Source organism: Streptomyces sp. NPDC014995 (assembly GCF_043080745.1).
In the GTDB taxonomy this organism is placed as follows: domain Bacteria; phylum Actinomycetota; class Actinomycetes; order Streptomycetales; family Streptomycetaceae; genus Streptomyces.
On the sequence record NZ_JBIBVX010000016.1, the window covers coordinates 183,277 to 208,796 of the forward strand.

Annotated in this window: 16 protein-coding genes and 4 pseudogenes; 12 read left to right on the plus strand and 8 right to left on the minus strand. The window is 71.9% G+C overall.

The annotated features are described in order from the left end of the window. The first annotated feature begins 58 nt into the window (after positions 1 to 58). Together ACF1A1_RS30015 and ACF1A1_RS30020 are read left to right on the plus strand one after the other, a co-directional pair. Entirely contained in the window at positions 59 to 2,920 is a 2,862-nt protein-coding gene (locus ACF1A1_RS30015; RefSeq protein WP_392004144.1) for a DEAD/DEAH box helicase, read from the plus strand. Then, a complete protein-coding gene (locus ACF1A1_RS30020; RefSeq protein WP_392004145.1) occupies positions 2,917 to 4,227 on the plus strand; it encodes an SWF or SNF family helicase in 1,311 nt (436 codons plus the stop codon). Before ACF1A1_RS30015 ends, ACF1A1_RS30020 begins: the two co-directional genes overlap by 4 nt. Before the next feature lie 387 nt (positions 4,228 to 4,614). On the opposite strand, the gene ACF1A1_RS30025 is transcribed toward ACF1A1_RS30020, so the two are convergent. Beyond that, positions 4,615 to 4,890 (minus strand): hypothetical protein, encoded by a 276-nt coding sequence (locus ACF1A1_RS30025; RefSeq protein WP_392004146.1) that lies wholly within the window; start codon positions 4,888 to 4,890, stop codon positions 4,615 to 4,617. 461 nt (positions 4,891 to 5,351) lie between these two features. Continuing rightward, on the minus strand, positions 5,352 to 6,518 hold the full coding sequence (gene xylA / locus ACF1A1_RS30030) for a xylose isomerase (RefSeq protein ID WP_392004147.1): 1,167 nt from the start codon (positions 6,516 to 6,518) through the stop codon (positions 5,352 to 5,354). A 115-nt stretch (positions 6,519 to 6,633) separates the two neighbouring features. Here xylA and xylB point away from each other — a divergent pair, with 115 nt between their 5' ends. The 7 genes and pseudogenes from xylB to ACF1A1_RS30065 form a co-directional block, all read left to right on the plus strand. Continuing rightward, positions 6,634 to 8,079 carry a xylulokinase gene (gene xylB, locus ACF1A1_RS30035; protein WP_392004148.1) on the plus strand — a complete coding sequence of 482 codons (1,446 nt, stop codon included), beginning with the start codon at positions 6,634 to 6,636 and terminating at the stop codon, positions 8,077 to 8,079. Between the two features lie 14 nt (positions 8,080 to 8,093). Then, the gene (locus ACF1A1_RS30040; RefSeq protein WP_392004149.1) at positions 8,094 to 9,302 is read left to right on the plus strand and encodes an ROK family protein; all 1,209 of its coding nucleotides are present in this window, start codon (positions 8,094 to 8,096) and stop codon (positions 9,300 to 9,302) included. A gap of 625 nt (positions 9,303 to 9,927) precedes the next feature. Further along, positions 9,928 to 10,290 (plus strand): annotated as a pseudogene (locus ACF1A1_RS30045) (acetamidase); the annotation flags it as partial. A 73-nt stretch (positions 10,291 to 10,363) separates the two neighbouring features. Next, entirely contained in the window at positions 10,364 to 10,963 is a 600-nt protein-coding gene (locus ACF1A1_RS30050; RefSeq protein WP_392004150.1) for an N-acetylmuramoyl-L-alanine amidase, read from the plus strand. A 116-nt stretch (positions 10,964 to 11,079) separates the two neighbouring features. Next, positions 11,080 to 12,429 (plus strand): GAF domain-containing protein, encoded by a 1,350-nt coding sequence (locus ACF1A1_RS30055; protein ID WP_392004151.1) that lies wholly within the window; start codon positions 11,080 to 11,082, stop codon positions 12,427 to 12,429. A 56-nt stretch (positions 12,430 to 12,485) separates the two neighbouring features. Next, the gene (locus ACF1A1_RS30060; RefSeq protein ID WP_392004152.1) at positions 12,486 to 14,009 is read left to right on the plus strand and encodes an aldehyde dehydrogenase family protein; all 1,524 of its coding nucleotides are present in this window, start codon (positions 12,486 to 12,488) and stop codon (positions 14,007 to 14,009) included. A gap of 43 nt (positions 14,010 to 14,052) precedes the next feature. Continuing rightward, positions 14,053 to 14,557 (plus strand): annotated as a pseudogene (locus ACF1A1_RS30065) (TetR/AcrR family transcriptional regulator); the annotation flags it as partial. A gap of 154 nt (positions 14,558 to 14,711) precedes the next feature. Here the strand turns inward: ACF1A1_RS30065 and ACF1A1_RS30070 are convergent. The 3 genes from ACF1A1_RS30070 to ACF1A1_RS30080 form a co-directional block, all read right to left on the minus strand. Further along, positions 14,712 to 15,686, minus strand: a complete 975-nt coding sequence (locus ACF1A1_RS30070; protein ID WP_392004153.1) for a PAS domain-containing protein — start codon at positions 15,684 to 15,686, stop codon at positions 14,712 to 14,714. Positions 15,687 to 15,842: 156 nt separating this feature from the next. Next, entirely contained in the window at positions 15,843 to 16,895 is a 1,053-nt protein-coding gene (locus tag ACF1A1_RS30075) for a LacI family DNA-binding transcriptional regulator (RefSeq protein WP_392004154.1), read from the minus strand. 714 nt (positions 16,896 to 17,609) lie between these two features. Further along, positions 17,610 to 17,771: a hypothetical protein gene (locus tag ACF1A1_RS30080; protein WP_392004168.1), complete on the minus strand. Its 162-nt coding sequence runs from the start codon at positions 17,769 to 17,771 to the stop codon at positions 17,610 to 17,612. A gap of 42 nt (positions 17,772 to 17,813) precedes the next feature. On the opposite strand from ACF1A1_RS30080, the pseudogene ACF1A1_RS30085 reads away from it, so the two are divergent. Then, positions 17,814 to 18,578, plus strand: a pseudogene (locus ACF1A1_RS30085) (APC family permease); the annotation flags it as partial. Positions 18,579 to 18,681: 103 nt separating this feature from the next. Here ACF1A1_RS30085 and trpC read toward each other — a convergent pair. Together trpC and ACF1A1_RS30095 are read right to left on the minus strand one after the other, a co-directional pair. Further along, complete coding sequence (trpC, locus tag ACF1A1_RS30090) at positions 18,682 to 19,467, minus strand: indole-3-glycerol phosphate synthase TrpC (RefSeq protein ID WP_392004155.1); 786 nt, start codon at positions 19,465 to 19,467, stop codon at positions 18,682 to 18,684. A gap of 254 nt (positions 19,468 to 19,721) precedes the next feature. Then, positions 19,722 to 21,047 carry a ferric reductase-like transmembrane domain-containing protein gene (locus ACF1A1_RS30095; protein ID WP_392004166.1) on the minus strand — a complete coding sequence of 442 codons (1,326 nt, stop codon included), beginning with the start codon at positions 21,045 to 21,047 and terminating at the stop codon, positions 19,722 to 19,724. Between the two features lie 560 nt (positions 21,048 to 21,607). Between ACF1A1_RS30095 and ACF1A1_RS30100 the strand changes: the two genes are divergently transcribed. Then, entirely contained in the window at positions 21,608 to 22,714 is a 1,107-nt protein-coding gene (locus tag ACF1A1_RS30100) for a ricin-type beta-trefoil lectin domain protein (RefSeq protein ID WP_392004156.1), read from the plus strand. A 62-nt stretch (positions 22,715 to 22,776) separates the two neighbouring features. Here ACF1A1_RS30100 and ACF1A1_RS30105 read toward each other — a convergent pair whose 3' ends face one another. Then, positions 22,777 to 24,135: a glycoside hydrolase family 43 protein gene (locus tag ACF1A1_RS30105; RefSeq protein WP_392004157.1), complete on the minus strand. Its 1,359-nt coding sequence runs from the start codon at positions 24,133 to 24,135 to the stop codon at positions 22,777 to 22,779. A 1,080-nt stretch (positions 24,136 to 25,215) separates the two neighbouring features. On the opposite strand from ACF1A1_RS30105, the pseudogene ACF1A1_RS30110 reads away from it, so the two are divergent. Next, positions 25,216 to 25,464 (plus strand): annotated as a pseudogene (locus ACF1A1_RS30110) (hypothetical protein); the annotation flags it as partial. Positions 25,465 to 25,520 lie beyond the last annotated feature (56 nt).

Consider the following 25,520-nt stretch of genomic DNA (forward strand, 5'->3'; position numbering starts at 1 on the left):
AGTGCTGTACCCTCGGCGACCGGCTCAGTAGTCAAACTTGAGGAGTAGGCTCATCTCTGTGCAGAGGGTTTCTGCGGAACCGCCGTCCGAGATCTCCGAACTGGCCCACCACCCCGCCCTGTTCCTCCCCGGCACGCCCGCGCGTACCGGCAGCGTCGCCTTCTGGCGGCCCGACGGTGACGCTCCCCGCTTCGCCTCCGGTTCCGTCACGGACCTGTCCGTCGTCCGGCCCACCGAGACCGGTGTGGAGCTCGTGCGCCTGCCTGCCGTCCAGCTTCCGGTGCGCGACGCCCTGCCCGTCCTCACACGCGCGCGTGCCGTCCCCGGCGGGCACCGGGCCGTCGCCTTCTGGGGCGCGGCGGCCCTGACCGCACTGGAGTTCGTCGCGCGCGGCCTGCTGCTGCCCGGTCTGTCCCCGGACGACCACGACGCCTGGCGCGTGGGCCCGCTGGGTCCGGACGACGTCGATCGTGTACGCCGGCTGGCCGCCGCGATGCCCCCGGAGGCACACGCCGCGCCGCTGGACGACGGCCTGCCGCTGCGCCTGCCCGATCCGGAGCCGCTGCTGCGGGCCTTCCTGGACGCGGTCGCGGACGCACTGCCCCGCTCCCCCGCCGCCCCGCTCGTGACGGGCGGCCCGGCGTACGCGGCGCAGCAGCCCTCGCGCGTGCCGGAACTGCGCGCGTGGGCCGCCGACGTGGCAGCCGGCCACGACGCCGGCGTACGGATCTCGCTGCGGATCGAGGTGTCCGGGCTCTCCGACCCGGCTCCCGACGGGGCGGGGGCGAGGTTCCGGGCCGTGCCGCAGGTGCACAGCGTGAGCGATCCCGCGCTGATCGCGGACGCCGTCGCCGTATGGCAGGACACCGAACCCGCGGGACAGGCGTTCGGGCCGCGCGCGCGGATGGACGCGTTGCTCGCCCTGCGCCGTGCGGCCCGCGCCTGGCCCGCCCTCACGCCCTTGCTGTCGGCGGCCGTCCCGGAAGCCGTCGACCTGCTCGCCGAGGAGGTCACGGAGCTCCTCGGCGAGGGAGGGCGAGCACTGGCGGGCGCGGGAGTCGAGGTGCACTGGCCGAGGGAGCTGGCCCGTACTCTGACCGCCCGCGCGGTGGTGGGGCCACCGGAGGACGGAGCGGGATCGGACCGGACCGCCTCGGACACGCCGTCGTTCCTGTCCGCGGACGCGCTGCTCTCCTTCACCTGGTCGTTCGCGCTGGGCGACCGTCAGCTCACGCGTGAGGAGCTGGACCGGCTCGCCGAGGCCAACCGCCCCCTCGTGCGGCTGCGCGACCAGTGGGTCCTGATCGATCCGCGGGAACTGCGCCGCGCCCGCGCGCAGCAGGACCGCAAGGTGACGCCGATCGACGCCCTGAGCGCCGCTCTGACGGGCTCCACCGAGGTCGACGGCCGCCGGGTCGACGTACGCCCCACCGGGTGGCTGGCGGCGCTGCGGGAGCGTCTGACGCGCCCCGAGGAGCAGGAGCCGGTGGCGCAACCCGCCGCGCTCGCCGCCACGCTGCGCGACTACCAGCGGCGCGGCCTCGACTGGCTGGCCCGCACCACGGCCCTGGGGCTCGGCTGCTGCCTCGCCGACGACATGGGGCTCGGCAAGACCGTCACGCTGATCGCGCTGCACCTGCACCGCCAGACGGACCCCTCGGCCGCCGGTCCGACCCTCGTGGTCTGTCCGACGTCCCTGATGGGCAACTGGCAGCGCGAGATCGAGAGGTTCGCACCGGGCACGCCCGTGCGCCGCTTCCACGGACCGCGACGCGCCCTGGACACCCTGGCCGACGGGGAGTTCGTCCTCACGACCTACGGCACCCTGCGGCTGGACGCCAGCCGGCTCGGCGAGGTGCCGTGGGGCATGGTCGTGGCGGACGAGGCGCAGCACGTGAAGAACCCGTACTCGGAAACCGCGCGGGCCCTGCGCACGATCGGCGCACGCGCGCGCGTGGCGCTCACGGGCACCCCGGTGGAGAACAACCTGTCGGAACTGTGGGCGATCCTCGACTGGACGACACCGGGCCTGCTGGGCCGCCTGGGCACCTTCCGCACGCGGTACGCGCGAGCCGTCGAGGGCGGCGGTGACCCGGCCGCGGCGGAGCGGCTCGCCCGGCTCGTGGGACCGTTCCTGCTGCGCCGCCGCAAGTCGGACCCGGGGATCGCCCCCGAGCTGCCGCCCAAGACGGAGACCGACCGCCCGGTGTCCCTCACCGCGGAGCAGGCGGGTCTGTACGAGGCGGTGGTGCGCGAGACGCTCGCGGCGATCGCCGAGGCCGACGACATGGCGCGGCGCGGGCTGGTCGTGAAGCTCCTGACCGGCCTCAAGCAGATCTGCAACCATCCGGCGCAGTACCTCAAGGAGGAGCGGCCGCGGACCGCCGGGCGCTCCGGAAAGCTGGAGCTCCTGGACGAACTCCTCGACACCCTCCTGGCGGAGGGGACGAGCGTCCTGGTGTTCACGCAGTACGTGCGCATGGCGCGGGTTCTCGAGCGGCACCTGGCCGCACGGGGCGTGCCGACGCAGTTCCTGCACGGCGGGACGCCCGTCCCCGGGCGCGAGGCGATGGTCCGGCGTTTCCAGGACGGCGAGGTTCCCGTGTTCCTGCTGTCGTTGAAGGCGGCCGGCACCGGGCTCAACCTCACGCGCGCGGAGCACGTCGTGCACTACGACCGCTGGTGGAACCCGGCCGTCGAGGCGCAGGCCACCGATCGGGCGTACCGCATCGGCCAGACCCGGCCCGTGCAGGTGCACCGGCTGATCGCGGAGGGCACGATCGAGGACCGCATCGCCGACATGCTGCGCCGCAAGCGCGACCTCGCGGACGCCGTCCTCGGGGCCGGTGAGGCCGGGTTCACGGAACTCTCCGACGCCGAACTGGCCGAGCTGGTGGAACTGCGAGGGGGCACGCGATGAATCGGTACGACGGCGACAGGGAACGGACGTTCGCGGCGTTGCCTCCCGAGCGTGGGAGGGGGTTCGCGCAGACCTGGTGGGGCCGGGCCTGGCTGGCGGCCCTGGAGGACGGGGCGCTGGACGCGGGGCAGGTGCGCACGGGCCGCAGGCTCGCGCGCGCGGGAGGCGTGGGCGCGGTGTCGGTGCGTCCGGGGCGCCTCACGGCCGTCGTCCAGGACCGCGACCGCACGGCGCACCGGGCCGACGTGCTGCTCGACGTCCTGACGGACGCGCAGTGGGACCGGTTCCTCGACCTGACGGTGGAGCGGGCCGGACACGTCGCCGCACTCCTCGACCGCGAGATGCCGCCGCATCTGGTCGAGGACGCGGCGACGGCCGGGATCGAGCTGCTGCCGGGTCTGGGCGACCTGGAGGCGGAGTGCGACTGCGGCGCCTGGGACCACTGCGGCCACACGGCGGCGTTGTGCTACCAGGTGGCGCGGCTGCTCGACCAGGATCCGTTCGTCCTGTTCCTCCTGCGGGGACGCGCGGAACAAGCCCTGCTGGACGACCTCCAGGCCCGCGGCGGAGCCGAACCGGCCGGGACGGCGCCCTCGCGGCAGGAAGGGGTGGACGCGGCGGAGGCCTACCTGACCGGGCACGTCCTGCCTCCCCTGCCCGCCGTACCGGTACTCCCGGAGGAACCCGGCGTGCCGCCGTCGTTGGACACGGACGCCCCGCCTCCCGGGGACGTGGACCCGACGGCCCTGGAGGCCTTGGCCGCCCGGACGGCCGCGGAGGCCCACGCCCTGCTCGCGGAGGCACTGCGTCCCGGGGTGGAACGGTGGCCGCTCGCACCATGGTCGACGGTGGCTGAGGACGCGGTGCGGCTGGCGGCGGGCCGTCCGGGCGCCCCCGAGCCGGCCTCGCCCATGGTGGACCGGCTCGCCACCGGATCGGGGCGCAGCCGGGAGCAGCTGGCGCTGGCCGTCCGGGCCTGGCGGCTCGGAGGTGCGGCCGCCCTGTCCGTGCTGGAGGCGGAGTGGACCGTGGAGGGCGAGGCCCTCGCCCGCGCGCGTGCCGCGCTGGACTCGGCCTGGGAGGAGGACGAACGGCCGGCGCTGCGGGCGAGAGGCAACCGCTGGACCGTCGTCGGGGCGGCCGGCCAACTGCGCCTGGGACGGGACGGGCGCTGGTGGCCGTACCGCGAGGAGCGGGGCCGCTGGGTGCCTGCCGGGGACGCGGCACTGGACCCGGCGACGGCCCTGGCCTCGATCCGCTCCGAGACGGAGGAAGCGCCGTCCTACGGCGGGGCCGGGCTTCGCTAACGGGGAGTCGGGGGCGTGGCCCAGGGCCGTCCTACGGCGGGTCCGGGCTTCCCCAAAGGGGAGTCGGGTGCGGGGCCGCTCCGTCGGGTGGTTGACGCCGCGCGTGCACCGGGGCGTGGCGCGGGGTTCGACGAGTGCCCCAACCGTCGCGCGACGTTCGACGGGTGGCCCGACTCGGGCTGCTGTCACCGCACTTGCCTCCCAGTGGGCAGGCCCGGAGTCCTCGCACGCCACCGGTCGGCTCCGCGTCCACCGGTCCGTCACGGCGGACGTACCGCCCGGCGTGACGGCACACGCGCGCGTGGGTGAGAAGCCCTTGCACGCGTGCGCGAAGAGCCCTACCGGGCGTTGCGTGCCTTCACACGCGTGTGCCGTAGTGCAACCCGGCTACGGCGCCAGGTCGCCCAGGGACGGCAGAAGCGACGCGAGGCCGCTCGGCACCTCGGTCGGCACCTCTGTCGGCAGTGCGGTCGGCAGTTCGCTGGGGAGCTGGGAGGGCAGGTCGCTCGGCAGGCCACTGGGCAGCTCACTCGGAAGGCTGATGGAGGGCGCGGGAGAGGAACCGGTGCCCGTCGGCGGGTTCTCGTCCGGCGAGTCGTCGTTCCCCGACGCCATCAGCACGACGGCGGCGACGGCTGCGGCGGCGACCAGCAGCGCGAGCACGGCGAAGAGGGGGTTCCGGCGCCTCCCGGAACCGCCGGAAGGATCCGACGGCGACGAGGGCGGCGGAGACGGCGGCCGGCCGGCCCCTCCCGCGCCGTGATCGGGGCCGAACCCCGGGGGAGGCGGTCCGAAGCCGCCCGGAGGCGGCGTGTCACCCGGCGGGCCGGGCGGCTGGGGCGGTACGGGCGGCATGGCCATACCGTCCAGCGTCGCCGCGGACCGGCCGGGGCGCGACCTCCGCACGGAACTCGGTACGGGCTCATGCCATGGCCCGCATGATTCCGGCGTATTCGGTGCGGAGATCGCGGCACGACGTGCGAGCGACGGTACGCGCGTGTGCGTGCTCCACGGCGCGCGACCGCGACGCCACATTCACACGCTCGTGAGTGCGCGCGTGAGTGCGCGCGTGAGTGCGCGCGTGCGGGGACGCGTCCCCGGGCCGCACCCACGCGCGCGTGCGGTCAGCCCCGGGCGCCGAGCAGGTGGTCCATGGCCAGCTGGTCGAGGCGTTCGAAAGCCATGCCGCGGGCGGCGGCCGCCTCGGCGTCGAAGTCCTCGAAGGCGGAGCGGTCGGCCAGCAGGGCCTGCAGGCCGTCGGCGGCGGTGGGCTGCGCCAGCTGGTCCAGCCGGGAGGCGCGCAGGGCCTCCTGGACTTCGGGGTCGTTGCGGAACGCGGCCGCACGCTCCTTGAGGATCAGGTAGTTGCGCATGCAGCCCGCGGCCGACGCCCAGACACCGTCGAGGTCCTCGGTGCGCGGCGGCTTGAAGTCGAAGTGCTTCGGGCCCGCGTAGCCGGCGCTCTCCAGCAGGTCGACCAGCCAGAACGCCGAACGCAGGTCGCCGGCGCCGAAGCGCAGGTCCTGGTCGTACTTGATGCCGGACTGCCCGTTGAGATCGATGTGGAAGAGCTTGTCCGCCCACAGGGCCTGAGCGATGCCGTGCGGGAAGTTCAGGCCCGCCATCTGCTCGTGGCCGACCTCCGGGTTGACGCCGTACAGCTCCGGGCGCTCCAGGCGGTCGATGAACGCCAGGGCGTGGCCGACGGTGGGCAGCAGGATGTCACCGCGCGGCTCGTTCGGCTTGGGCTCGATGGCGAAGCGCAGGTCGTAGCCCTGGGCGGTGACGTACTCGCCCAGCAGGTCGAAGGCCTCCTTCATGCGGTCCAGGGCCACGCGCACGTCCTTGGCGGCACCGGACTCCGCGCCCTCACGGCCGCCCCATGCGACGTAGACCTTGGCGCCGAGCTCGACGGCCAGGTCGACGTTGCGGATGGTCTTGCGCAGGGCGTAGCGGCGCACGTCGCGGTCGTTCGCCGTGAACGCGCCGTCCTTGAAGACGGGGTGCGTGAAGAGGTTGGTGGTGGCCATCGGCACGGTCATGCCGGTGGCGTCCAGCGCCTGGCGGAACCGCTTGATGTGCGCCTCGCGCTCGGTGTCGGAGGACCCGAAGGGGATCAGGTCGTCGTCGTGGAAGGTCACGCCGTAGGCGCCTAGCTCGGCCAGGCGCTGCACGGTCTCGACCGGGTCCAGGGCACGCCGCGTGGCGTCGCCGAACGGGTCCCGTCCCTGCCAGCCGACGGTCCACAAACCGAAGGTGAACCTGTCCTCTGGGGTGGGCTGGTAGCTCATGCCGCGGCTCCTTGCTTGCAGACTATTTCGTCATGGCCGTTTACAAATTAGTATGCGGACGCATCTCTGGGAAGACAGATCCCGCAGAGCCGCGGAAAAACTTAGGGAGAGCCCGATGTCAGCAGCCGAGGGTCCGCTCGTCGTCGGCGTGGACACGTCCACCCAGTCCACCAAGGTGCTGGTCGTCGACGCGGCCACCGGCCAGGTGGTCGCCGGCGGCCAGGCGCCGCACACCGTGTCCTCGGGCGCCGGCCGTGAGAGCGACCCGCGCCAGTGGTGGGACGCCCTGTGCGAGGCGCTGCGCCAGTGCGGTGACGCGGCGCACGAGGCCGCCGCGGTGTCGATCGGCGGACAGCAGCACGGGCTCGTGACCCTGGACGAGCACGGCGAGCCGGTGCGCCCGGCGCTGCTGTGGAACGACGTGCGCTCGGCCCCGCAGGCGCGTCGACTGACCGGGGAACTGGGCGGCGCGAAGTTCTGGGCGGAGCGCACCGGGTCCGTCCCGGCCGCCTCCTTCACGGTCACGAAGTGGGCCTGGCTGGCGGAGAACGAGCCGGAGGCCCTGCGCGCCACGAAGGCCGTCCGGCTCCCCCACGACTACCTCACCCAGCGCCTCACGGGCGAGGGCACGACCGACCGCGGTGACGCCTCCGGTACCGGCTGGTGGGCGTCCGGCACCGAGGCGTACGACCAGGAGATCCTGGCCCATGTGGGCCTCGACCCCGCGCTGCTGCCGCGCGTGGTGCGGCCCGGCGAGGTCGCGGGGACCGTACGCGACAGCCACGACCTGCCGTTCTCCAAGGGCACCCTGGTCGCCGCGGGCACCGGCGACAACGCCGCCGCCGCGCTGGGTCTGGGACTGCGCCCCGGCACTCCGGTGCTGAGCCTCGGCACCTCGGGCACGGTGTACGCGGTGTCGAAGCGGCGTCCCACCGATCCGACCGGCACGGTGGCCGGCTTCGCCGACGCCCACGGGGACTGGCTGCCGCTGGCCTGCACCCTGAACTGCACGCTCGCCGTCGACCGGATCGCGGCCCTGCTGGGCCTGGACCGCGAGGCCGTGGAACCCGCGGCGGACCTCACCCTCCTGCCCTACCTGGACGGCGAACGCACCCCGAACCTGCCGAACGCCTCCGGCCTCCTGCTCGGTCTGCGCCACGACACCACCGCGGGCCAGCTCCTGCAGGCCGCCTACGACGGCGCCGTCCACTCCCTGCTCGGCGCGCTCGACCTCGTCCTCGACGAGGACGCGGACCGCTCGGCCCCGCTGCTGCTGATCGGCGGCGGCGCCCGCGGCACGGCCTGGCAGCAAACCGTACGCCGGCTGTCCGGGCGGCCGGTGCAGATCCCGGAGGCCAAGGAGCTGGTCGCGCTCGGGGCGGCGGCGCAGGCGGCCGGGCTGCTGACCGGCGAGGACCCGGCGGCCGTCGCCCGGCGCTGGAACACCGCGCGGGGCCCGGTGCTCGACGCCGTCGAGCGGGACGAGGCGGCCCTGGCCCGGATCGCCGGGGTACTCTCCGACGCGGCCCCGCTCCTGGACCGGGCCACGGACACCCACTGAGAATCGACGGAGGCATGACCGCACCGCTGCACGAGGCGCGCCCGGCCGGGCCGGGACGGGCGCTGCCCGACACCCAGCAGGGCATGCGCCGCCGCAACCTGGCCCGGGTGATGCACGCCGTCAGCGCCGAGGGACCGCTCTCGCGGGCGGCGGTCGCCTCGCGCATCGGTCTGACCCGGGCAGCGGTGTCGACCCTCGTCGACGAACTCATACGCACCGGTCTGCTGGAGGAGCTGGGCCCCGAGCGGCCCGGCCGGGTGGGGCGGCCGGGTTCGGCGCTCGCCGTGAGCGGACGCGGTCCGGCGGGGATCGGCGCGGAGGTCGGGGTCGACCACCTCGCCGTCTGCGCCGTCGACCTGCGGGGCGAGATACGGGCGCGCGCCGAACGGCACGGCACGAACCGGGGCCGCTCTCCCGAACCGGTGGTCGAGGAACTCACCCGCCTGGTGCGCGAGGTCGTCGCGGAGGCGGAGGGGGAAGGGCTGTGGCCGGCCGGGCTCGCCGTCGCCGTCCCCGGTCTGGTGGCCCGCGACGCCCGCACCGTCGTCCGCGCCCCGAACCTGGACTGGCACGACGTCGACCTCGGTGCGCTGCTGCCCGGTGCGTTCCCGCTGACCGTCGACAACGAGGCCAACTTCGGCGGACTGGCCGAACTCTGGCTCGGTGCCGACACCCCGCGGGACTTCCTGCACGTGTCGGCGGAGATCGGCATCGGCGCCGCGCTGGTCGTGGACGGCAGCCTGCTGCGCGGCACCCGCGGCTTCGCGGGCGAGCTGGGCCATGTGCCGGTCCACCCCGACGGGCCCCGCTGCGTGTGCGGAGGGCGTGGCTGTCTGGAGCAGTACGCCGGTGAGGAGGCCGTCCTGCGGGCGGCCGGCCTGGAGCTGGGTGAGGACCGCGTCGGCCTGCTGGCGGGCCGCGCGGCGGACGGCGACGAGGACGTACGTCGGGCCCTGCGCGAAGCGGGGACGGCGCTCGGTATCGCCCTGACCGGGGCGCTCAATCTGCTGGACCCCGAGGGTGTCGTGCTCGGCGGCGCCCTGGCCGGCCTCGCGCCCTGGCTGCTGCCGTCGCTGGAGACCGAACTCGCCCGGCGCACCGCGGGTCCGCCCTGCCCGGTGTCCGTGTCACGGCTGGGCCCCGAGGGGCCGTTGCTCGGGGCGGCGCACTCCGTGGTGCGGGCCGTACTGGACGACCCGGCGGCGGTGGCGGGGCGGGGCTGAGCCCTGCCGGTGGCCTGTCCTCGGCGGGGAGGGGCTGGAATCTGCCGTTGACGAGGCCGTGATGGGCGAAGGCCGTCGGGGGTCAGGGCCGTCGTGGTTGAGGGATGGGTGAGGGCCGTCGTGAATGAAGCTGTCATGGCTGCGGGCCGTTGTGGATGAGGCTGTGGTGCGGATGGGCCGTCGTGGACTGAAGCCGTGATGGGTGGGGCCGCATGGATGAGGTCCTGAGGGGTGGGCCCTTCGTGGATGAAGCCGTGACGGGTGGGTGTCGTCGGGGACGAGGTCGTCGTGCATGAGGCTGTGGTGGTCGAGGCGGCCGGGAAGAGCGTCCGGCTCGGTGCACCACCGTCCTGGGGACGTCATCGGGACCGGAACTCCCCCTTCGGGTGAGCGAGTTGTCCACAGTTGCGGCGTCGTCCACCGATCCCGGTCGTCGTCTGCTGCGGCACCGGCGGGCGCCGTAACGTGATCCACGCGGGCGCAGCCCGGCGCCGTCGTGCCGGACACATCCCCGCAACCGCCCACGTCCGCCTCGGCGTCCCCGCCTCCAACGGCCGCCCCCCAGAACGGAGCTGTGCAGCATGACCGACCCCCGGGTCCTGACCGTGCGCCCCGAACCGGGCGAGTACGCCTGGAGTGCGCGATGAACACCGTGGTGAACGTCGAACCGCTCAAGGGGGTGGCGACGCCCTGGCCGCGCATCGAGTCCGACACGCACATCGTCTCGGCCGGTTCGGCCCGGCCGTTGGAGGACGCGTTCCGCATATCCCAGCTGGACCTGGTGCGGTGGCTGGTGCGCGACTACGGACTCGGCGAGCTGGACGCGTACCAGTTCGCAACCCAGGCGGTCGAGTCGCCGTTGGCCCATGCGTACGACACCAACTACACGTGCGTGGCCAAGCTCCGCGAGGAATGGCTGCCGGCTCACGCGACACACCGCGGACTGCACGCACGCCTGCGGGAGACCGCGGCGCTGCCTCGGGGCTGAGGACCGGCGGCGAGACGGTACGGATTCCAGCAGGCCCCACTCCAGAAGGCCGTCCTCCGAAAGGCACCACCCCGTGGAACGAGCAAGACCCCTGCCCGGCAGGCGGCGGATCCTGAGGGGCGCGGCCCTCGCCGCCATCCCCTACGCGCTGCTCCCGGACGCTCGGGCCGGCGCGCAGACCGCGCCCGTCGACCATCCGGTCGCCGCCTGGCAGCCGGCGACCCCCTCCAACTACACGAAGGAGAACCGCCCCTCGACCCACACCGTCGACCGCGTCGTCATCCACGTCACACAGACCACCTACTCCGAGGCCCTGTCCATCTTCCAGGACCCGCGGAAGAAGGTGTCAGCGCACTATGTCGTGCGCTCCGCCGACGGTCATGTGGCGCAGTGCGTGCGCGAGTCCGACATCGCCTGGCACGCGGGGAACTGGGACTACAACAGGCACAGCATCGGCATCGAGCACGAAGGGTGGGTGGACCGGCCGGCCTACTTCACCTCCGCCCTCTACGAGGAATCCGCCCGGCTGACGGCGTCGGTCTGCGACCGGTACGGCATCCCGAAGGACCGGGCGCACATCATCGGACACCACGAGGTGCCGGGCACCGACCACACCGATCCCGGCCCGAACTGGGACTGGGCCCGCTACATGAGGCTCGTCACCTCCGCCTGACCGCACGTGTGGGCGCAAACGGATTCGTTCCTTTCGGGGACTCCGGTCCAAACGGTTGTCGGCGTACACACCCGGAGTGACGATGTCCCCAGCCGCATCGCCTTCGGGAGGCCGAGTTGACCGATCCCTGGGTGGCCCTGGAGCCGGGGGCCGACCCTGCCGAGCGTGTACGGATACTGCGGCGGGCGCACGAGACGTTCACCGCGGCGGGCACGGTGCCGCGGCCGGTGCGGGCGGTGGTGGCGGACTCGTGGCGGCGTTCGGCGCGGGCCGGCGTCGGACCCGACGGCTCCGCGAGCGTGGAGCTGATGGACGGTGACCTCGGCGCCTACCGGGCCGAGCATCCGCTGGCGCGGGTGATGCCGCTGTTCCGTGAGCTCATGGGCACCTTCGCCGCCGACGGGGAGCATCTCCTCGCGGTGTGCGACGCGCACGGCAGGCTGCTGTGGGTCGAGGGCCACCCGGCGACGCGACGGAAGGCGGGGCGGATGAACTTCGTGCCGGGCGCGCGGTGGGCGGAGAGCGCGGTCGGGACGAACGCACCGGGCACGGCGGTCGCCGTCGACCGGCCGGTGCAGGTGTTCGCGGCCGAGCACTTCATCCGTCGGGTGCAGCCGTGGACGTGCGCGGCGGCCCCGGTGCACGATCCGCGGACCGGGCGCGTGCTGGGCGCGGTGGACATCACCGGCGGGGACGGGCTGGCCCATCCGCACAGCCTGGGATTCGTCCAGGCTGTCGCGCGGGCCGCCGAGTCCCACCTCGCGCTGCTCTCCCCCGAGCGGCCGGACACCGTCACGCCGGAGCTGACCGTGCTGGGCCGGGACGAGGCGCACCTGACCACCGGTGGCCGCGGGCTCCGGCTCAGCCGTCGGCACAGCGAGATCCTGGTCCTGCTGGCCCGCCACCCGGAGGGCCTGACCGGCGACGAGCTGCTGTGCGCGCTGTACGAGGACGAGTCGGTGACGCCGGTGACGCTGCGGGCCGAACTCGCCCGGCTCCGCGGGGTCCTGGGTCCGGGGCTGCTGGCCTCGCGTCCCTATCGGCTCACCGTTCCCGTCGAGTCGGACGTCGCCGTGGTCGAACGGCGCCTGGCGGCCGGCGCGACCACGGCGGCCGTGACGGCGTACACCGGACCGCTGCTGCCGGCGTCGCAGGCGCCGGCGGTCGTGCGGCTCAGGCACCGCCTGGCCGACGGCCTGCGCGCCGCGCTGATCGCCCGCGGCGACCCGGACCTGCTGGCGGACTGGGCACACGCGCCCTGGGGTGAGGACGACCTCGACGTGTGGCGGGCGCTGGCGACGGCCCGCCCGACGGCGGCGGTCCGGGCCCGGCTGGCCGCGCTGGAGTCGGAACTGGCGGTACCCGGCCGGATGGACGCGTCGGCCTCCCAGCACCCCGCCTTCCGAACGCCGGGAGGGCGGCACCCGGCAGGCACCGCAACGTTCCTGCAACGTCCGCTTCCCTAGCCTCCCGCGGAGAGCTGCCCAACGGCGGGCAGCGCTGCTGAGGGAGGCAGGCCACCATGACCCGTTACGCGGCGCCCGGAACCGAGGGCGCGATCGTCTCCTACCAGGCGCGCTACGACCACTTCATCGGCGGCGAGTACGTGCCCCCGGCCCGGGGGCAGTACTTCGAGAACCCGTCACCGGTGAACGGTGAGCCGTTCACGGAGGTGGCGCGCGGTACGGCGGAGGACGTGGAGCGGGCGCTGGACGCGGCGCACGCGGCCGCCCCGGGCTGGGGCCGGACGTCGGCGACCGAGCGCTCCGACATCCTGCTGAAGATCGCGGACCGGATGGAGGCGCACCTGGAGCCGCTGGCGGTCGCGGAGAGCTGGGAGAACGGCAAGCCGGTCCGCGAGACGCTGACGGCGGACATTCCACTGGCCATCGACCACTTCCGCTACTTCGCCGGCGCGGTCCGCGCGCAGGAGGGTTCGCTGAGCGAGGTCGACGACGACACGGTGGCGTACCACTTCCACGAGCCGCTCGGTGTCGTCGCGCAGATCATCCCGTGGAACTTCCCCATCCTGATGGCCACGTGGAAGCTCGCGCCGGCCCTCGCCGCGGGCAACGCGGTCGTCATCAAACCCGCCGAACAGACGCCGGCCTCGCTGCACTACTGGATGAGCCTGGTGGCGGACCTGCTGCCGCCGGGCGTGGTGAACATCGTCAACGGCTTCGGTGAGGAGGCGGGCAAGCCGCTCGCGTCGAGCGCGCGGGTGGCGAAGATCGCGTTCACGGGTGAGACGTCCACGGGCCGGTTGATCATGCAGTACGCCGCGGAGAACCTGAAGCCGGTCACCCTGGAGCTGGGCGGCAAGTCGCCGAACATCTTCTTCGACGACGTGTGGGAGAAGGACGACGAACTGCGCGACAAGGCCCTGGAGGGCTTCACGATGTTCGCGCTGAACCAGGGCGAGGTGTGCACCTGCCCGTCCAGGGGCCTCATCCAGCGCGGCAACTACCCCGACTTCCTGGCCGCGGCCGTCGCCCGCACCGAGCTGATCAAGCCCGGGCACCCCCTCGACACCGACACCATGATCGGCGCCCAGGCCTCCGGCGACCAGCTCGCGAAGATCCTCTCCTACATCGACATCGGCCGGCAGGAGGGCGCCAAGGTCCTCACGGGCGGCGAACGCGCCGAGTACGACGGCGAGTTGAAGGGCGGCTACTACGTCCAGCCGACCATCTTCGAGGGCGACAACCGCATGCGGATCTTCCAGGAGGAGATCTTCGGACCGGTCGTCTCGGTGGCATCGTTCGACGACTTCGACGACGCGATCAAGATCGCCAACGACACGTCGTACGGCCTCGGGGCCGGGGTGTGGACGCGGGACATCAACACGGCGTACCGCGCGGGCCGGGCGATCCAGGCGGGCCGCGTCTGGACGAACTGCTACCACGCCTACCCGGCGCACGCGGCGTTCGGGGGCTACAAGCAGTCCGGGATCGGCCGCGAGACGCACAAGATGATGCTGGAGCACTACCAGCAGACGAAGAACCTGCTGGTGTCGTACTCGCCGAAGAAGCTGGGCTTCTTCTAGGCGCAGAAAAAATGGGCGCCTGACCCGGGCAAATGCCCGTCAGGCGCCCACCACCCGCGCCATCGCGACGGAGCTCGGTGTGGCCCAGGCGACCGTGCACTACACCTTCGGCACGAAGGAAGAGCTGTACCGGGCCGCGATGGAGCAGCTCACCCAGGACCTGGTCGCCCAGGTCGAGCAGGCCGCGCCCACGGACGCGGGCTTCGAGGACACGATCGTCGCGCTCGCCGAGGCGCTCTGGCGCACCATGCTCGAACAGCCCGCGTCCTACCAGCTCCTCACTGAGATCTCCATGTCCGCCCTGCGTACGCCCCATCTCCAGGAGGCTTTGCACAGCCACTACAGCGGCATCTTGGCGGTGACGGCGACTGATCAGCGAGGCCGCCGAACGCACCGGTCACCAGCTCGCCCAGCCCGCCGAGACGATCGCGAGGTTCTTCCACGCGGGCTTCGACGGCCTGACGATGCAGCACCTCTCACGCCCGGACAAGGAGGCCGAAGGTGTCTGCCTGCGGGCGCTGATCTCAGCCGTCCTGGCGATGGCCTGAGGTCGCCGCGCAGCCGGGAGGCAGGCACCACGGCACACAGCGCCGAGACCCCGGCGGGCGAGTTGCCCGGCGGGATGCGCGGGTGGTCGAGGTTCAGGCGGTCAGCAGGGGGGCGCCGGGCCCCAGCCGGAAGGGCCGCCGGTGGTGGCGAGGGTCAGCCACTGGTTGTTGTGCCGCACGAGCCGCCGGGACTCTCAGTGGGGCAGTGATTGCTCGGCCCAGATCGTCTTGCCGGTGGCGGTGTGGCGGCTGCCCCAGCGGTCGGCGATCTGGGCGACGAGCAGCAGTCCGCGTCCGCCCTCGTCGAAGACGCGGGCCCGCCGCAGGTGCGGGGCGGTGCTGCTGCGCCGATGCGCGTGCCGGCCTCGTTGAGCACGGCCAGGCGGCGCCGGGCCCAGTACTGCCCGGTGATGTCGATCACCAGCGCCGACAGTCCCAGCACCGCGCCCGCCGGGTCCTTCAGCGGGGACAGATAGACCGACCACGCGTGATCGCGGACCTCACCGGAGGCCCGGAAAGGCTGCTCCTCGCGGAAGACCATCTCACCCGTGCGCACCACCTGCCGCTGGAGGCGGTCGATCTCGTCCAGAGGCGGGACAGGAGAGATCCCCCACAACGTCAGGACCCGCATCTCCTCCTGGGTCAGCCCCATGGCACGGCTCATCACCTGGTTGCACGCCACGAACCGCGCCTCATCGTCGTAGACGGCCACGGGCAGCGGGAGCTGCGCGAGCGTGAGGTCCCACAGCTTCGCCGTCCCCGTATCGGTCGGCGCGGCGGCGTATGTCGTCGCCGCCGGGGTGACAATCCACGGGGTCCCGCCGTCGGCGTCCGCCAGCGGCATGCCCCGAAGCTGCACCTTGACACGGTCTCCGTCCCGTTTCCGCAGCGACACATCGCTCGTCCACGGCTGCCCGGCGACCAGGTGGCGCCGCAGCGCGGTGGGCAGCTTCGCGGCGAGCAGGTACGCGGCCGGCCGACCGACCACCTCCTCGGACCGGTATCCGAGCAGGCGCCCCGCTCCCGCGCTCCACGCCATGACGGCTCCGCGGGCGTCGATGACGACGGCGAAGTCCTCGGGCGCTCCCGCACCCCTGGTTCCTGTGGTGGTGTCGGGATCGTTGTCCATGAGACACCCCGACCTCGTTCGTGCAGCCACTCAGCAGGGGGCCGCGTCGTCCTCACGGGCCCTGCCTCCAGCATCCCGCCACCGCACACCGCCCTCGAGCGGCCGCACCCCGCACGCCGGCGGCGCAATCGGGCAGCGGACACCGACTCCACTCGGTCACGGTGTGCCGTTCTGCCGTCGCACCGCGCGCCGTGTCGACCGTCGAGGGAGCAGCACCGGTGCCACGAGTCGGCGGCGGTCCACGCCGCTGCAGGCGTTGATGACAGCGATCAGCAGGTCGACCGCTTCGGCGCCCACCTGGTCGGGGCGGAGGCTGAGGGTGGTGACGGGCGGGGCGGTCGTCGCGTAGTGCGGGTCCTCGCTGACGCACGCCACCAGCAGATCCCTGGGTACCCGAAGACCGTGGTGCCGAGCGGCGGCGAGGATGTTGTGGCCGGAGTCGGAGTAGACGCCGATGACGGCGTCCGGTCCCGGGTCGCGGGCGAGCAGCCGGCTGACCGCGTCCTGTTCGGCCGTGAAGTAGTCGGGCAGCGTGGCGTACTCCTCCATGAGGGCAGGCACGCGGTGTTCGTCGCACCAGGACCGGTAGGCGCGCTCGATGAGGTGCGGGTACGCGTCGTCGTGAAGAGGCAGGGAGAGCCCGATGCGCCGGGCGCCGCGCTCCGTCAGGTGGTCGAGCAGCAGGCGCAGGCCTGCTTCGTAGTCGGCGTCCACCCATGCGTCGCACGGATGCGGCTCGGGCGGCCGGCCTTCGCTGATCATCGGTATGCCACGCTCCCGCAGGATGGCCCGCACCGGGTCGTCGGCGCGCGGTGCGACGTGGATGACGCCGTCCATCGGTGTGTTGAGCCACATCCACGGTGACATCGAACTCGGCATCCCCAGCAGCAGATAGCCGCGCTCGTGCGCCGCCGCCATGGCGCCCAGCGTCAGGTCGGCGTAGTACGGAATCTCGGTGTACGGGACGGGGAGGTCGCCGTACGTCGTCATGGTCAGGCCGAGCACTCCGGTACCGCCCCGGGCCAGGGCACGGGCCGTGCTGGCCGGGGCGTAGCCGAGTTCGCGTGCCGCGGTCAGCACGATCTGCCTGGTCGCCTCGGAGAGCCGTCCGGTGCCGTTGAGCGCGTTCGACACCGTGGCTGTGGACACGCCTGCCCGGGCGGCCACGGCGCCGAGTGTGGGACGCCGCCAGGCGCGTGAGCTCTCCATGCGCGCTCCAACCGCCGCTTGACCGCTTGTGGTCAAGAACTTGATCACTCAGCGTACCGGGCGACGGTGGCGGGAACCGGTCGCCGGGTGACGAGTGACGGCATGTCAGATGCGCGGCCGGGGCAGGCGCCGTGGCGGTTGGCTGGTGCCGGTACGCCCGGCCTCCAGGGCGGGCCCATGCACCCCTGGGGGCGGCCACGCAGTCGCTGAAGCGGTCGCTCGGCAATGCGACCGTGACGGTCCCTCAGCTGCGCGCGCTCCTCCAGGAGATGCTGGACGCGGCGGCGCAGGAGCCGGACGATCGCCATTCCTCTCTTACCTGCATGGGGGGCATTGTGTCGTTCACGCACGTGGCCGAGGCAGTAGAAGCGTGGATCCACGGCTGAACCGTTTCGCGCGGTGCGGCCGACCCCGCGCCCCAGCCCTGGGGCGTCACCGTTGACGTCGGCCTACCGCGGGCACGTCGTGTGTGGCGGATGACCACCACGTCGTGCCGGATACGCTCGGCGCTCCGCCCGGTGGCGGGGGTGTCGCCTTCGCCGACGTCATGGACGACGCTGCGGTAGGTCAGGCCGCGGTGCGGTGGCGTCCGTGTCCCTTGGGCGATTCGGATCATCGCCGTCCCCGTGCCGGCCGGAGGGCTGTAGCCTCTCGGCGTCGTCACGGCCGGGCCCGCGTGCCAGGGACAGTCCCCTCCCCCGTCGACCTCACGCCTCACGCGGAGACCTCCATGACCGAGCCCCACACCTCCACCGCTCCCCAGCAGCCCGCGGTGGCCGCCGGGTCGGAGCCGACCGGTCGCCTCCAGCGGGCCTCGCTCGGCGTCGCCGACATCGTCTTCTTCGTCGTGGCGGCCGCCGCGCCGCTCACCGTCATGGCCGGTATCGCCCCGCTCGCGATCCTCTCGAGGAGGCCCGCGACCCCAACCGCACCGTCCCCCGCGCCACTTACCTGGCCGTCGGCTTCCTCGGCCTCTTCCACACGTTCGTCGTGTGGGTCATCGTCCAGGCCTTCGGCGACGACCAGGCCGTCGGGGCAGCGGCACAGAACCCCGCCGAGATGTTCTTCACCGCCATGACCCGCTACGTGGGCGGCTGGGCCACCGACCTCCAGCGCGTCCTGATCGTCAGCAGCCTCCTGGCCTCCCTGCTCGCCTTCCACAACGCCATCACCCGCTACGGCTACGCGCTGTCCGCCGAGGGCGCCGCCCCCGCCCGCCTGGGCCGCGTCCACCCCCGGCACGGCTCGCCCTGGGTCTCCGGCATCGCGCAGACCGTGCTGGCGGCCGGGGTCACCGCCGTGTTCGCCGCGATCGGGGCACACCCGTACAACCAGTTCCTGCTGTGGGTGAACACCCCCGGTGTCGTCGGCATCCTGGCGCTGCAGACACTCGCGGCATGCGCCGTGGCCGTGTTCTTCCGCCGCAACCCCGGCGCCGACTCGGCGGGACGTCTGCGCACGGTCGCCGCACCGGTGGCCGCCGCGCTGCTCCTTGCCGTGATCACCGGGCTGGTCTGCACCCGCCTCAGTCTCTTCACCGGCGCCTCACCCGCGGTCAACTGGACGCTGGTCGCGCTCACTCCGCTCGTCTTCGCAACCGGCGCGGCGCTTGCCGTGCGGATCCGCCGCCACCGACCCGACGTCTACGCCCGGCTCGCCACCACCGACGTCGACTCCGTGTGAGCGAGGGCACGAGGCCCCGCCGCGGGGCGTGAAGTCACCGCGGCGGGGCCGCCGAAGCCTGGGCGGGCGTTTCCAGACATGCCGCTGACCGAGCCGTACGCCGTTACACCCCGGCGGCCTCGATGAACTGTCGAACGGCGCCGCGCGGATCCCCCGAGCGGACCAGTGCCTCGCCGACGAGTACGACGTCGGCTCCCCAACCGCGGTACTCCGCGACGTCTTCCGGGCCCGCCACTCCCGATTCCGCGACCCTGACTGTGCCTTCGGGGATGCCTGTCACGAGGTCGGCGAACACCTTGCGATCCACGTCCAGCGTGGTCAGGTCCCGCGCGTTGATGCCGAGGAGCTCGGCTCCCGCGGCGGCGGCGCGCCGCACTTCGTCGGCCGTGTGCGCCTCCACGAGCGGCGTGAGACCCAGCTCCTTGCACAGCCCCATCAGGTCGGCGAGCTGACCGTCGTCCAGCGACACGACCATGAGAAGCGCGAGATCGGCGCCGTGCGCGCGAGCCTCCCACAGCTGATAGGGGTCGACGATGAAGTCCTTGCGCAGGACGGGCACGTCGACCTGGGCACGCACGGTGTCCAGATCGGCGAGGGAGCCCCCGAAACGCCTGCCCTCGGTGAGCACGCTGATCGCGGCGGCGCCGCCGGCCGCGTACTGGGCCGCGAGGGATGCGGGGTCGGGGATGTCGGCCAATGCGCCCTTGCTGGGGCTCTTCCGCTTCACCTCGGCGATGATGGACACCCCCGGCGCGCGGAACGCGGGCAGCGGGTCGATCGCGGGTGCCGTATCCGCCGTCCGGGAACGCAGCTCTGCCAACGGCGTCACCCGCTTACGCTCCTCCAAGTCCTCGCGAACTCCCGCGAGGATCCCGTCAAGAACGCTCATTGTCGTCTCCTTGTCGCATCATCTGCCGCTGCGGACACCCCCGGTTTGAGTGAGGCCGTACACCGCCTCCCCCCACTCACGGCCAAGGCGTACTCAGAAGAAGGCTATTCGGATCGATCACGGCGTGTGCCCCCCGGCCTGCCGCGGGGCGCGCTAGAAGGCTGATGATCCGTGAAGTGTCGTGGTCCCGGACCGGCGACCACGGCCGTCGGCCGTGGTCGCCGGGTGCCACCGGATACTGCCGCGGTCGGGACTCAGGCCAGGCCGAACCGCTCGGCGTGCACTTGCCGGTGGGGAACCTTCAGGCCGCGCAGGGCGCCGAGCACGGCCGAGGTCATCGAGGGCGGCCCGCAGACGTACACGTCGCGTTCGGCTATGTCGGGAACCAGGGCACGCAGACCGTCCGGCTCGAACGACGTGCCCCCCTCCCCCGTGCGGCCGGTGAGCAGGTGCAGCTGCCCACCGCAGTCCGCGACCAGGTCCCGTACCTCGTCGATCAGCACGGCGTCCTTCTCGCTGCGCACCCGGTAGAGCACGACGATGTCGCCGGCCGGTTCCTCCTCCAGCAGGGCTCGAACCGGGGTGATCCCCACTCCTCCGGCGATCAGCAGTGCGCCGGGCCGCGTTCGATGGATGGAGGTGAACGCCCCGTACGGCCCTTCGACGAACGCGCGGCTCCCGACCGGGACATGTCGCAGGCCGGCGCTGGTGCTGCCGACCGCCTTGGCGGTCAGACGCAGCGTACGGCCGTCGGGTGCCGCCGACAGCGAGAACGGATTCGCCAGCCACCAGTGGTCGTGCCCGGGGAACCGCCAGATGCAGAACTGGCCGGCCCGGGCCGGCAGCCTGTCGAGATGGCGGCCGGTGACGCGCACCGACACCACGTCGTCCGACTCCGCCACCACCTCCGCGACCCGGAACCGGTGATAGGCGTTGCGCCACACAGGCATGATGATCCGGCCCGTGAGCAGGGCACCGAACGCGAACAGCCACAGGGCCCACCAATAGGTCTTCGCGAACGCGGAAGAGCTGAAGGTCGTGGTCTCCTGCAGTTGGTGGACGAACGCCAGCCCCAACGCCAGGTACAGCAGCAGGTGCAGTCCGTGCCAGGTCTCGTACCGCAGCCGCTGTCTCACATACCGGGCGGAGACCGCGGCGACCGCGACGACGATCGCCGCGGCCAGCATCCCGAGCAGGGAGGCCGGCACTCCGGCCAGCGCGAAGAACGTCTTGGTCATCGACGCGTCATCGAGCCTCGCGAAGCCCAGCACCACCAGCACGGCGTGGGTGAGGATGGTCCACAGCAGGGTGAAGCCGACCCACCTGTGCCACACCGTCAACCGGTCCATGCCGATACGGCGGTCGAGCCACGGCAGCCGGGCCACCAGCAGCAGTTGGAACAGCATCAGCACGGCGGCGTGCAGGCCGAAGAACTTGGCGACCGTGAGCACTCCGTTCTGGCCGGTCCCTGCGTCGAGGAACAAGACCTCGACGATCACCAAGTTGACGATGACGAACGTCCACAGCGCCCACCGCGCCGCAACGACCGGAGGTATGGTGCTTTGCCGCACCGTTGAAATCGTCGCCTCCACCGCTTCCCCTCTTGTTCATGTGACGCAGTCGCGCCCGGTACCCGCGAGGTCGCGAGGACCCCGGTCGGCACGCTGGTCGAGCGGTATTACTACCTCATCCGGCGGCCGTCGCTGCGTAGGTTGAGTGATTAAGGCGTTAACCACAAGCCGTCACAGGGATGTTGAGGCACAGGTTGGGTGCGATCAACGGACTCCAGCCAGCAGCCCATACATGGGATGTTCACGCATCGACACCGGCATGGGAGCGGCAGGTGAACAGGCCACGACAGGGCGATTCTTGGCGCCAACCCTGTGACACTCGCCCCGTGCACCGATCACTAATTTCTCTGCATTCATGGGATGTTCCAGCCGGGATCGTGGTATCTATACGGGTGCGCTTGTGCGGCGGGTTCGGGCCGACCCGCTCGGTATGCGCTCCCCCACCCGACCGTTCCGCCAGTAGGTCAGGCGGCCGCCGACGCCGAAGGGAAGGCGTTGCGGCCGAGCTGCTGACACGAACGGCGATCATCCCCGCTGATTGAGCACTCACTCGCAGAAGAGGACGCTGCATGAGAAAGCCTTGGGCTCAGTCCCTGATCACGCTTGTCGCTGTCGCGCTCGGGGTGACGGCGACAGGTGTGGCCCCTGCCTCCGCCGCCTCCGACACGCCTTTGCGGGTCATGCCGTTGGGCGACTCGATAACCTGGGGCGTGGGAAGCAGTACGGGCAACGGCTACCGGGGGCCGTTGTGGAACCGGCTCGCGGCGGACGGCCATCCGCTGGACTTCGTGGGCACGGTGCGGAACGGTTCGATGTCCGATCCGGACAACGAAGGCCACTCCGGGTACCGCATCGACCAGATCGCCGCGCTCGCCGACGCCTCGCTGACCCGCTACCGGCCCAACGTGGTGACGCTGCACATCGGTACCAACGACCTCCAAGGAGCCTCCGAGGTCGACAGCGCCATCGCCCGGCTGAGGTCGCTGGTCAACCGGATCACCGCCGACGTCCCCGACGCCACCGTCCTCGTCGCCTCCCTGGTCGTGTCCACCAGCCCCTCGGAGGAGCGGTGGCGGGGCACGTACAACCAGGCCGTCCGGGACATCGTCAGCGACGCGCAGGCCGCGGGCAAACACGTCGCGTTCGTCGACATGAGCAGTCTGACCACGGCCGACCTGGCCGACCCCCTGCATCCCAACGACTCGGGCTACCAGAAGATGGCCGACGCCTTCCACCGTGGTGTCCAGTCCGCGGACAGCGCCGGGTGGCTGAAGAACCCCGCCCCCGCCCCCGCCCGCGTGCACTCCGGCATCGCCGGCAAGTGCATGGACGTCAACGGCGCGAACAGCGCCGACGGGACCGCCGTCCAGACGTGGAGCTGCGGCGACGGTGCCAACCAGTACTGGTCCGCCTACACCGACGGCACCCTGCGTTCCCTGGGCAAGTGCCTCGACGCCGCCGGCGGGGCCACCGCCAACGGCACCAAGGTGCAGCTCTGGGCCTGCCACAGTGGTGCCAACCAGGTCTGGCAGCCCTACAACGGCGGTTACCGCAACCCCGCCTCCGGCCGCTGCCTCGATGTTCCGGGCTCCTCCACGACCGACGGCACACAGCTCGTGCTGTGGGACTGCAACGGCGGCTCCAACCAGAAGTGGACCACTCTGACCACCGGATGAACCCCGAGCTCGGGATCTGAGCCCTCTCCGGGCTCAGATCCCGGGAGAACGTCCCGGACAGGTCAGGCCCAGGGGCTGACCACCGTGAAGGAGCTGTCGGCGCGGAACGTGTCGGTGTTCTGGTAAGGGTCCACGCGAAGGGCGTAGTTGTAGTGGCGGATGTAGCGGCCCGGGTAGTTGTACGACTCCAGGCGGACGGAGCCGGAGGCGCTGCCCGGGCGGGCGCAGTAGGTGGCGTCCTTCTTGAAGGTGTCGGTGCCATTGCTGCTGTCGAAGCGGACCCGGAAGTCCCAGTGGCGGAGATAGCGGCCGGAGGAGTCGCGGAAGGAGTAGCAGTTGGCGTCGGCGAGGCCGGGTACGACGGTGAAGGTGGCGCTCTGCTTGACGGCGGTGCTGCTGGAGGTGCTCACCGGGTCGATGTAGCCGAGGCTGTCGGAGCGCACCACGGCGTACCGGTCGGGGTAGTTGACCGACCGCAGCGACCTGGTGGCGTTGGTGGGCAGGGTGACACCGCCGGGGACTGTCTCCTTCAGCACGGTGGCGTGGCGGATGAAGCCGGACAGCCTGGGCACCTCGGTGGGCGCGGACCAGGTGGCGAAGTTGTCGTAGCTGTCGCTGTACCAGTACTTCCCGGCGCGGTAGCCGTCGTAGTAGATGCGCCAGCCGCCGTTGTCGAGCTGGACCAGGGCCGGACCCTCGACCCAGTCGCCGAAGCCGGCCCAGTCGCCCGTCTTACGCAGGGTGTAGGGGCCGGTGAGGCTGGAGGCGGTGGCGTACTCGATGTACTTCGTCGTCTCGTTCTTGGTGAACGCGTGGTAGGTGGAGCCGACCTTGACGATGAAGGTGTCGATGTAGTTCGGGCCGATACCGGACAGCTGGGTGGGTGCGGACCAGGTGGTCAGCGCTGCGTTGGTCGCCGTGATCTTGTAGGCGGTGAAGTGGGTGGCGGTGCTCGCCGCCGTCAGGGACACGATGACGTTGACGCTGCCGTCGGTGTCGATGAACCACTCAGGTGCCCAGGTGCGGGTCAGCCCGCTGATCGGGACCGTGTAGTTGTACAGGAACGTCCAGTTCACCCGGTCGGTGCTCCGGGCGAAACCGATCGTGTTCCCCGTCCAGTTTGTGGTGTAAGTGAGGTAGTAGTAGCCGTCGGTGTGCTTGAAGATGCTGGGGTCCCGGATCAGCCCGGACGGCGGGGTGTAGGCGGGGCCTTTCTGCAGGGTGAATCCGGTGGCGTCCGGCGAGTCGTACACATACAGGTTCGACTCACTGCTGTTGGTGAACGCGGTCATCGTGTACCGCGTGGCCTGCCCGGCCGGCGGGGCGGCGGCGGAGGCGGTGCCCTCAAAGACGGCGCCGCCCATCAGGACCAGCAGCAGCGGGCCCAGCAGGGCGAGCAGCTTTCTTACGGTTCTGTTCAACTCTTCCTCCGGGCTCGGCCAGTCCGCTGGGCCGATCGCCGTGACGAGGGATGCAATTGTTCGAAATAACGACCAGCGTGCGGAACTTCGAGCAGAAGATAGGTTTGGGCCGTGGTTCCGTCAATGTTTCCGACGAGTACCGTTCGGTGCATTTCACGTCGCCCGGATATCGAAGAAGCGGCACCGTCACACACGTTGACTTCCGTACGGGACACCCTCTACGTTCGGCGCCGACCCCGTCCGGCAATTCGACCTACGTTCGGAATATCGGCCATTCGCGGTGCGAGAGCGGTCCCGCCTCTCGAAGGAACCCACCCCCCATGCCCCGAACCACGCTTTCCAGTCGCGAGCCCTTCCCCAACCCCACCGCCTGGACACCGGACTTCGACGCCCTCGAGGTCCAGGCGGTGTTTCGCGTGGGAAAACCGCCCGTCCACGCGATGACTTCTGACAAAGGACGGTTCTTGGCCATCACCAGACGACAGCTCGGCCAGCTCGCCGCGGTCGGCGCCGGGGCGCTCGTGCTGCCGGGCCTGCTGCCCCCGAGCAGGGCGGCGGCGGCCGTACCTCCGACCGGCACGTGGGGCGACCAGGGCGACGGCACCTACGTCAATCCCATCCTCCCGGGCGGCTTTCGCGACTGGGACTGCATCCGGCTCGGCTCCGACTACTACGGCATCACCAGCACGTTCGGGCGCTCGCTGTACAAGATCAGCGGTGCCTACTACCACCTGTTCAGCGAGGTGAAGTCCGAGGGCCGGGTGGTCATGATGAACCGAGGCTCCAGCCTCTACGGCCTGTTCGAGACCCGGCAGTTGCAGCACGTCTCCCCCTCGGTGGACCGCGATCCCAACCAGGGCGGGCTGGTGCAGGCTCCGGACGGCGCCTGGTACTGGATCACCCACCACGGCACCGGACGCTGGGAGGGGCGCGTGCTCTCCCTGCTGCCGGTGACCTGGGTGGACGGCCGGCCGATCCTGGGCGAGGTGGGCGCGGACGGCATCGGCACCATGGTGTGGACCGGCCGGGTGCCCGCCGGCGGCACGCCCGGTATGCCGGTCGACGCGCTGTCTCCCCGTGGTGACCAGCGACCTGTTCACCGACACCCGCCTGGGGTCGCAGTGGGAGTGGAACTACCAGCCGCGCGCGGCCCACTGGTCGTTGACCGGACGCCCCGGCTACCTGCGCTTGAAGGCGTTCGCCCCGCTGGTGGCCGACAACCTGGCCAAGGTGGGGAACACCCTCACCCAGCGGGTGCTGCGCACGGCGGGCGGCGCGACGGTGACCGTCCGCCTCGAACTGGCCGGCCTCGCCGGCGGCCAGCACGCCGGGCTGTGCCACTACGCCGCCACCTACGCCGGGTTGGGCTTCCGGCGCTCCGGGAC

Bases quoted from the DNA above. Each gene is read 5' to 3' on its own strand.
- ACF1A1_RS30070 (WP_392004153.1), bottom strand. From the start codon at position 15,686: ATGGACAACGATCCCGACACCACCACAGGAACCAGGGGTGCGGGAGCG.
- ACF1A1_RS30100 (WP_392004156.1), top strand. From the start codon at position 21,608: ATGAGAAAGCCTTGGGCTCAGTCCCTGATCACGCTTGTCGCTGTCGCG.
- ACF1A1_RS30080 (WP_392004168.1), bottom strand. From the start codon at position 17,771: ATGACGGTGAGCGGCGCGGCGGCCGCCACGACGAAGAAGACGATGTCG.
- trpC (WP_392004155.1), bottom strand. From the start codon at position 19,467: ATGAGCGTTCTTGACGGGATCCTCGCGGGAGTTCGCGAGGACTTGGAG.
- xylA (WP_392004147.1), bottom strand. From the start codon at position 6,518: ATGAGCTACCAGCCCACCCCAGAGGACAGGTTCACCTTCGGTTTGTGG.
- ACF1A1_RS30020 (WP_392004145.1), top strand. From the start codon at position 2,917: ATGAATCGGTACGACGGCGACAGGGAACGGACGTTCGCGGCGTTGCCT.
- xylB (WP_392004148.1), top strand. From the start codon at position 6,634: ATGTCAGCAGCCGAGGGTCCGCTCGTCGTCGGCGTGGACACGTCCACC.
- ACF1A1_RS30075 (WP_392004154.1), bottom strand. From the start codon at position 16,895: ATGGAGAGCTCACGCGCCTGGCGGCGTCCCACACTCGGCGCCGTGGCC.
- ACF1A1_RS30040 (WP_392004149.1), top strand. From the start codon at position 8,094: ATGACCGCACCGCTGCACGAGGCGCGCCCGGCCGGGCCGGGACGGGCG.
- ACF1A1_RS30060 (WP_392004152.1), top strand. From the start codon at position 12,486: ATGACCCGTTACGCGGCGCCCGGAACCGAGGGCGCGATCGTCTCCTAC.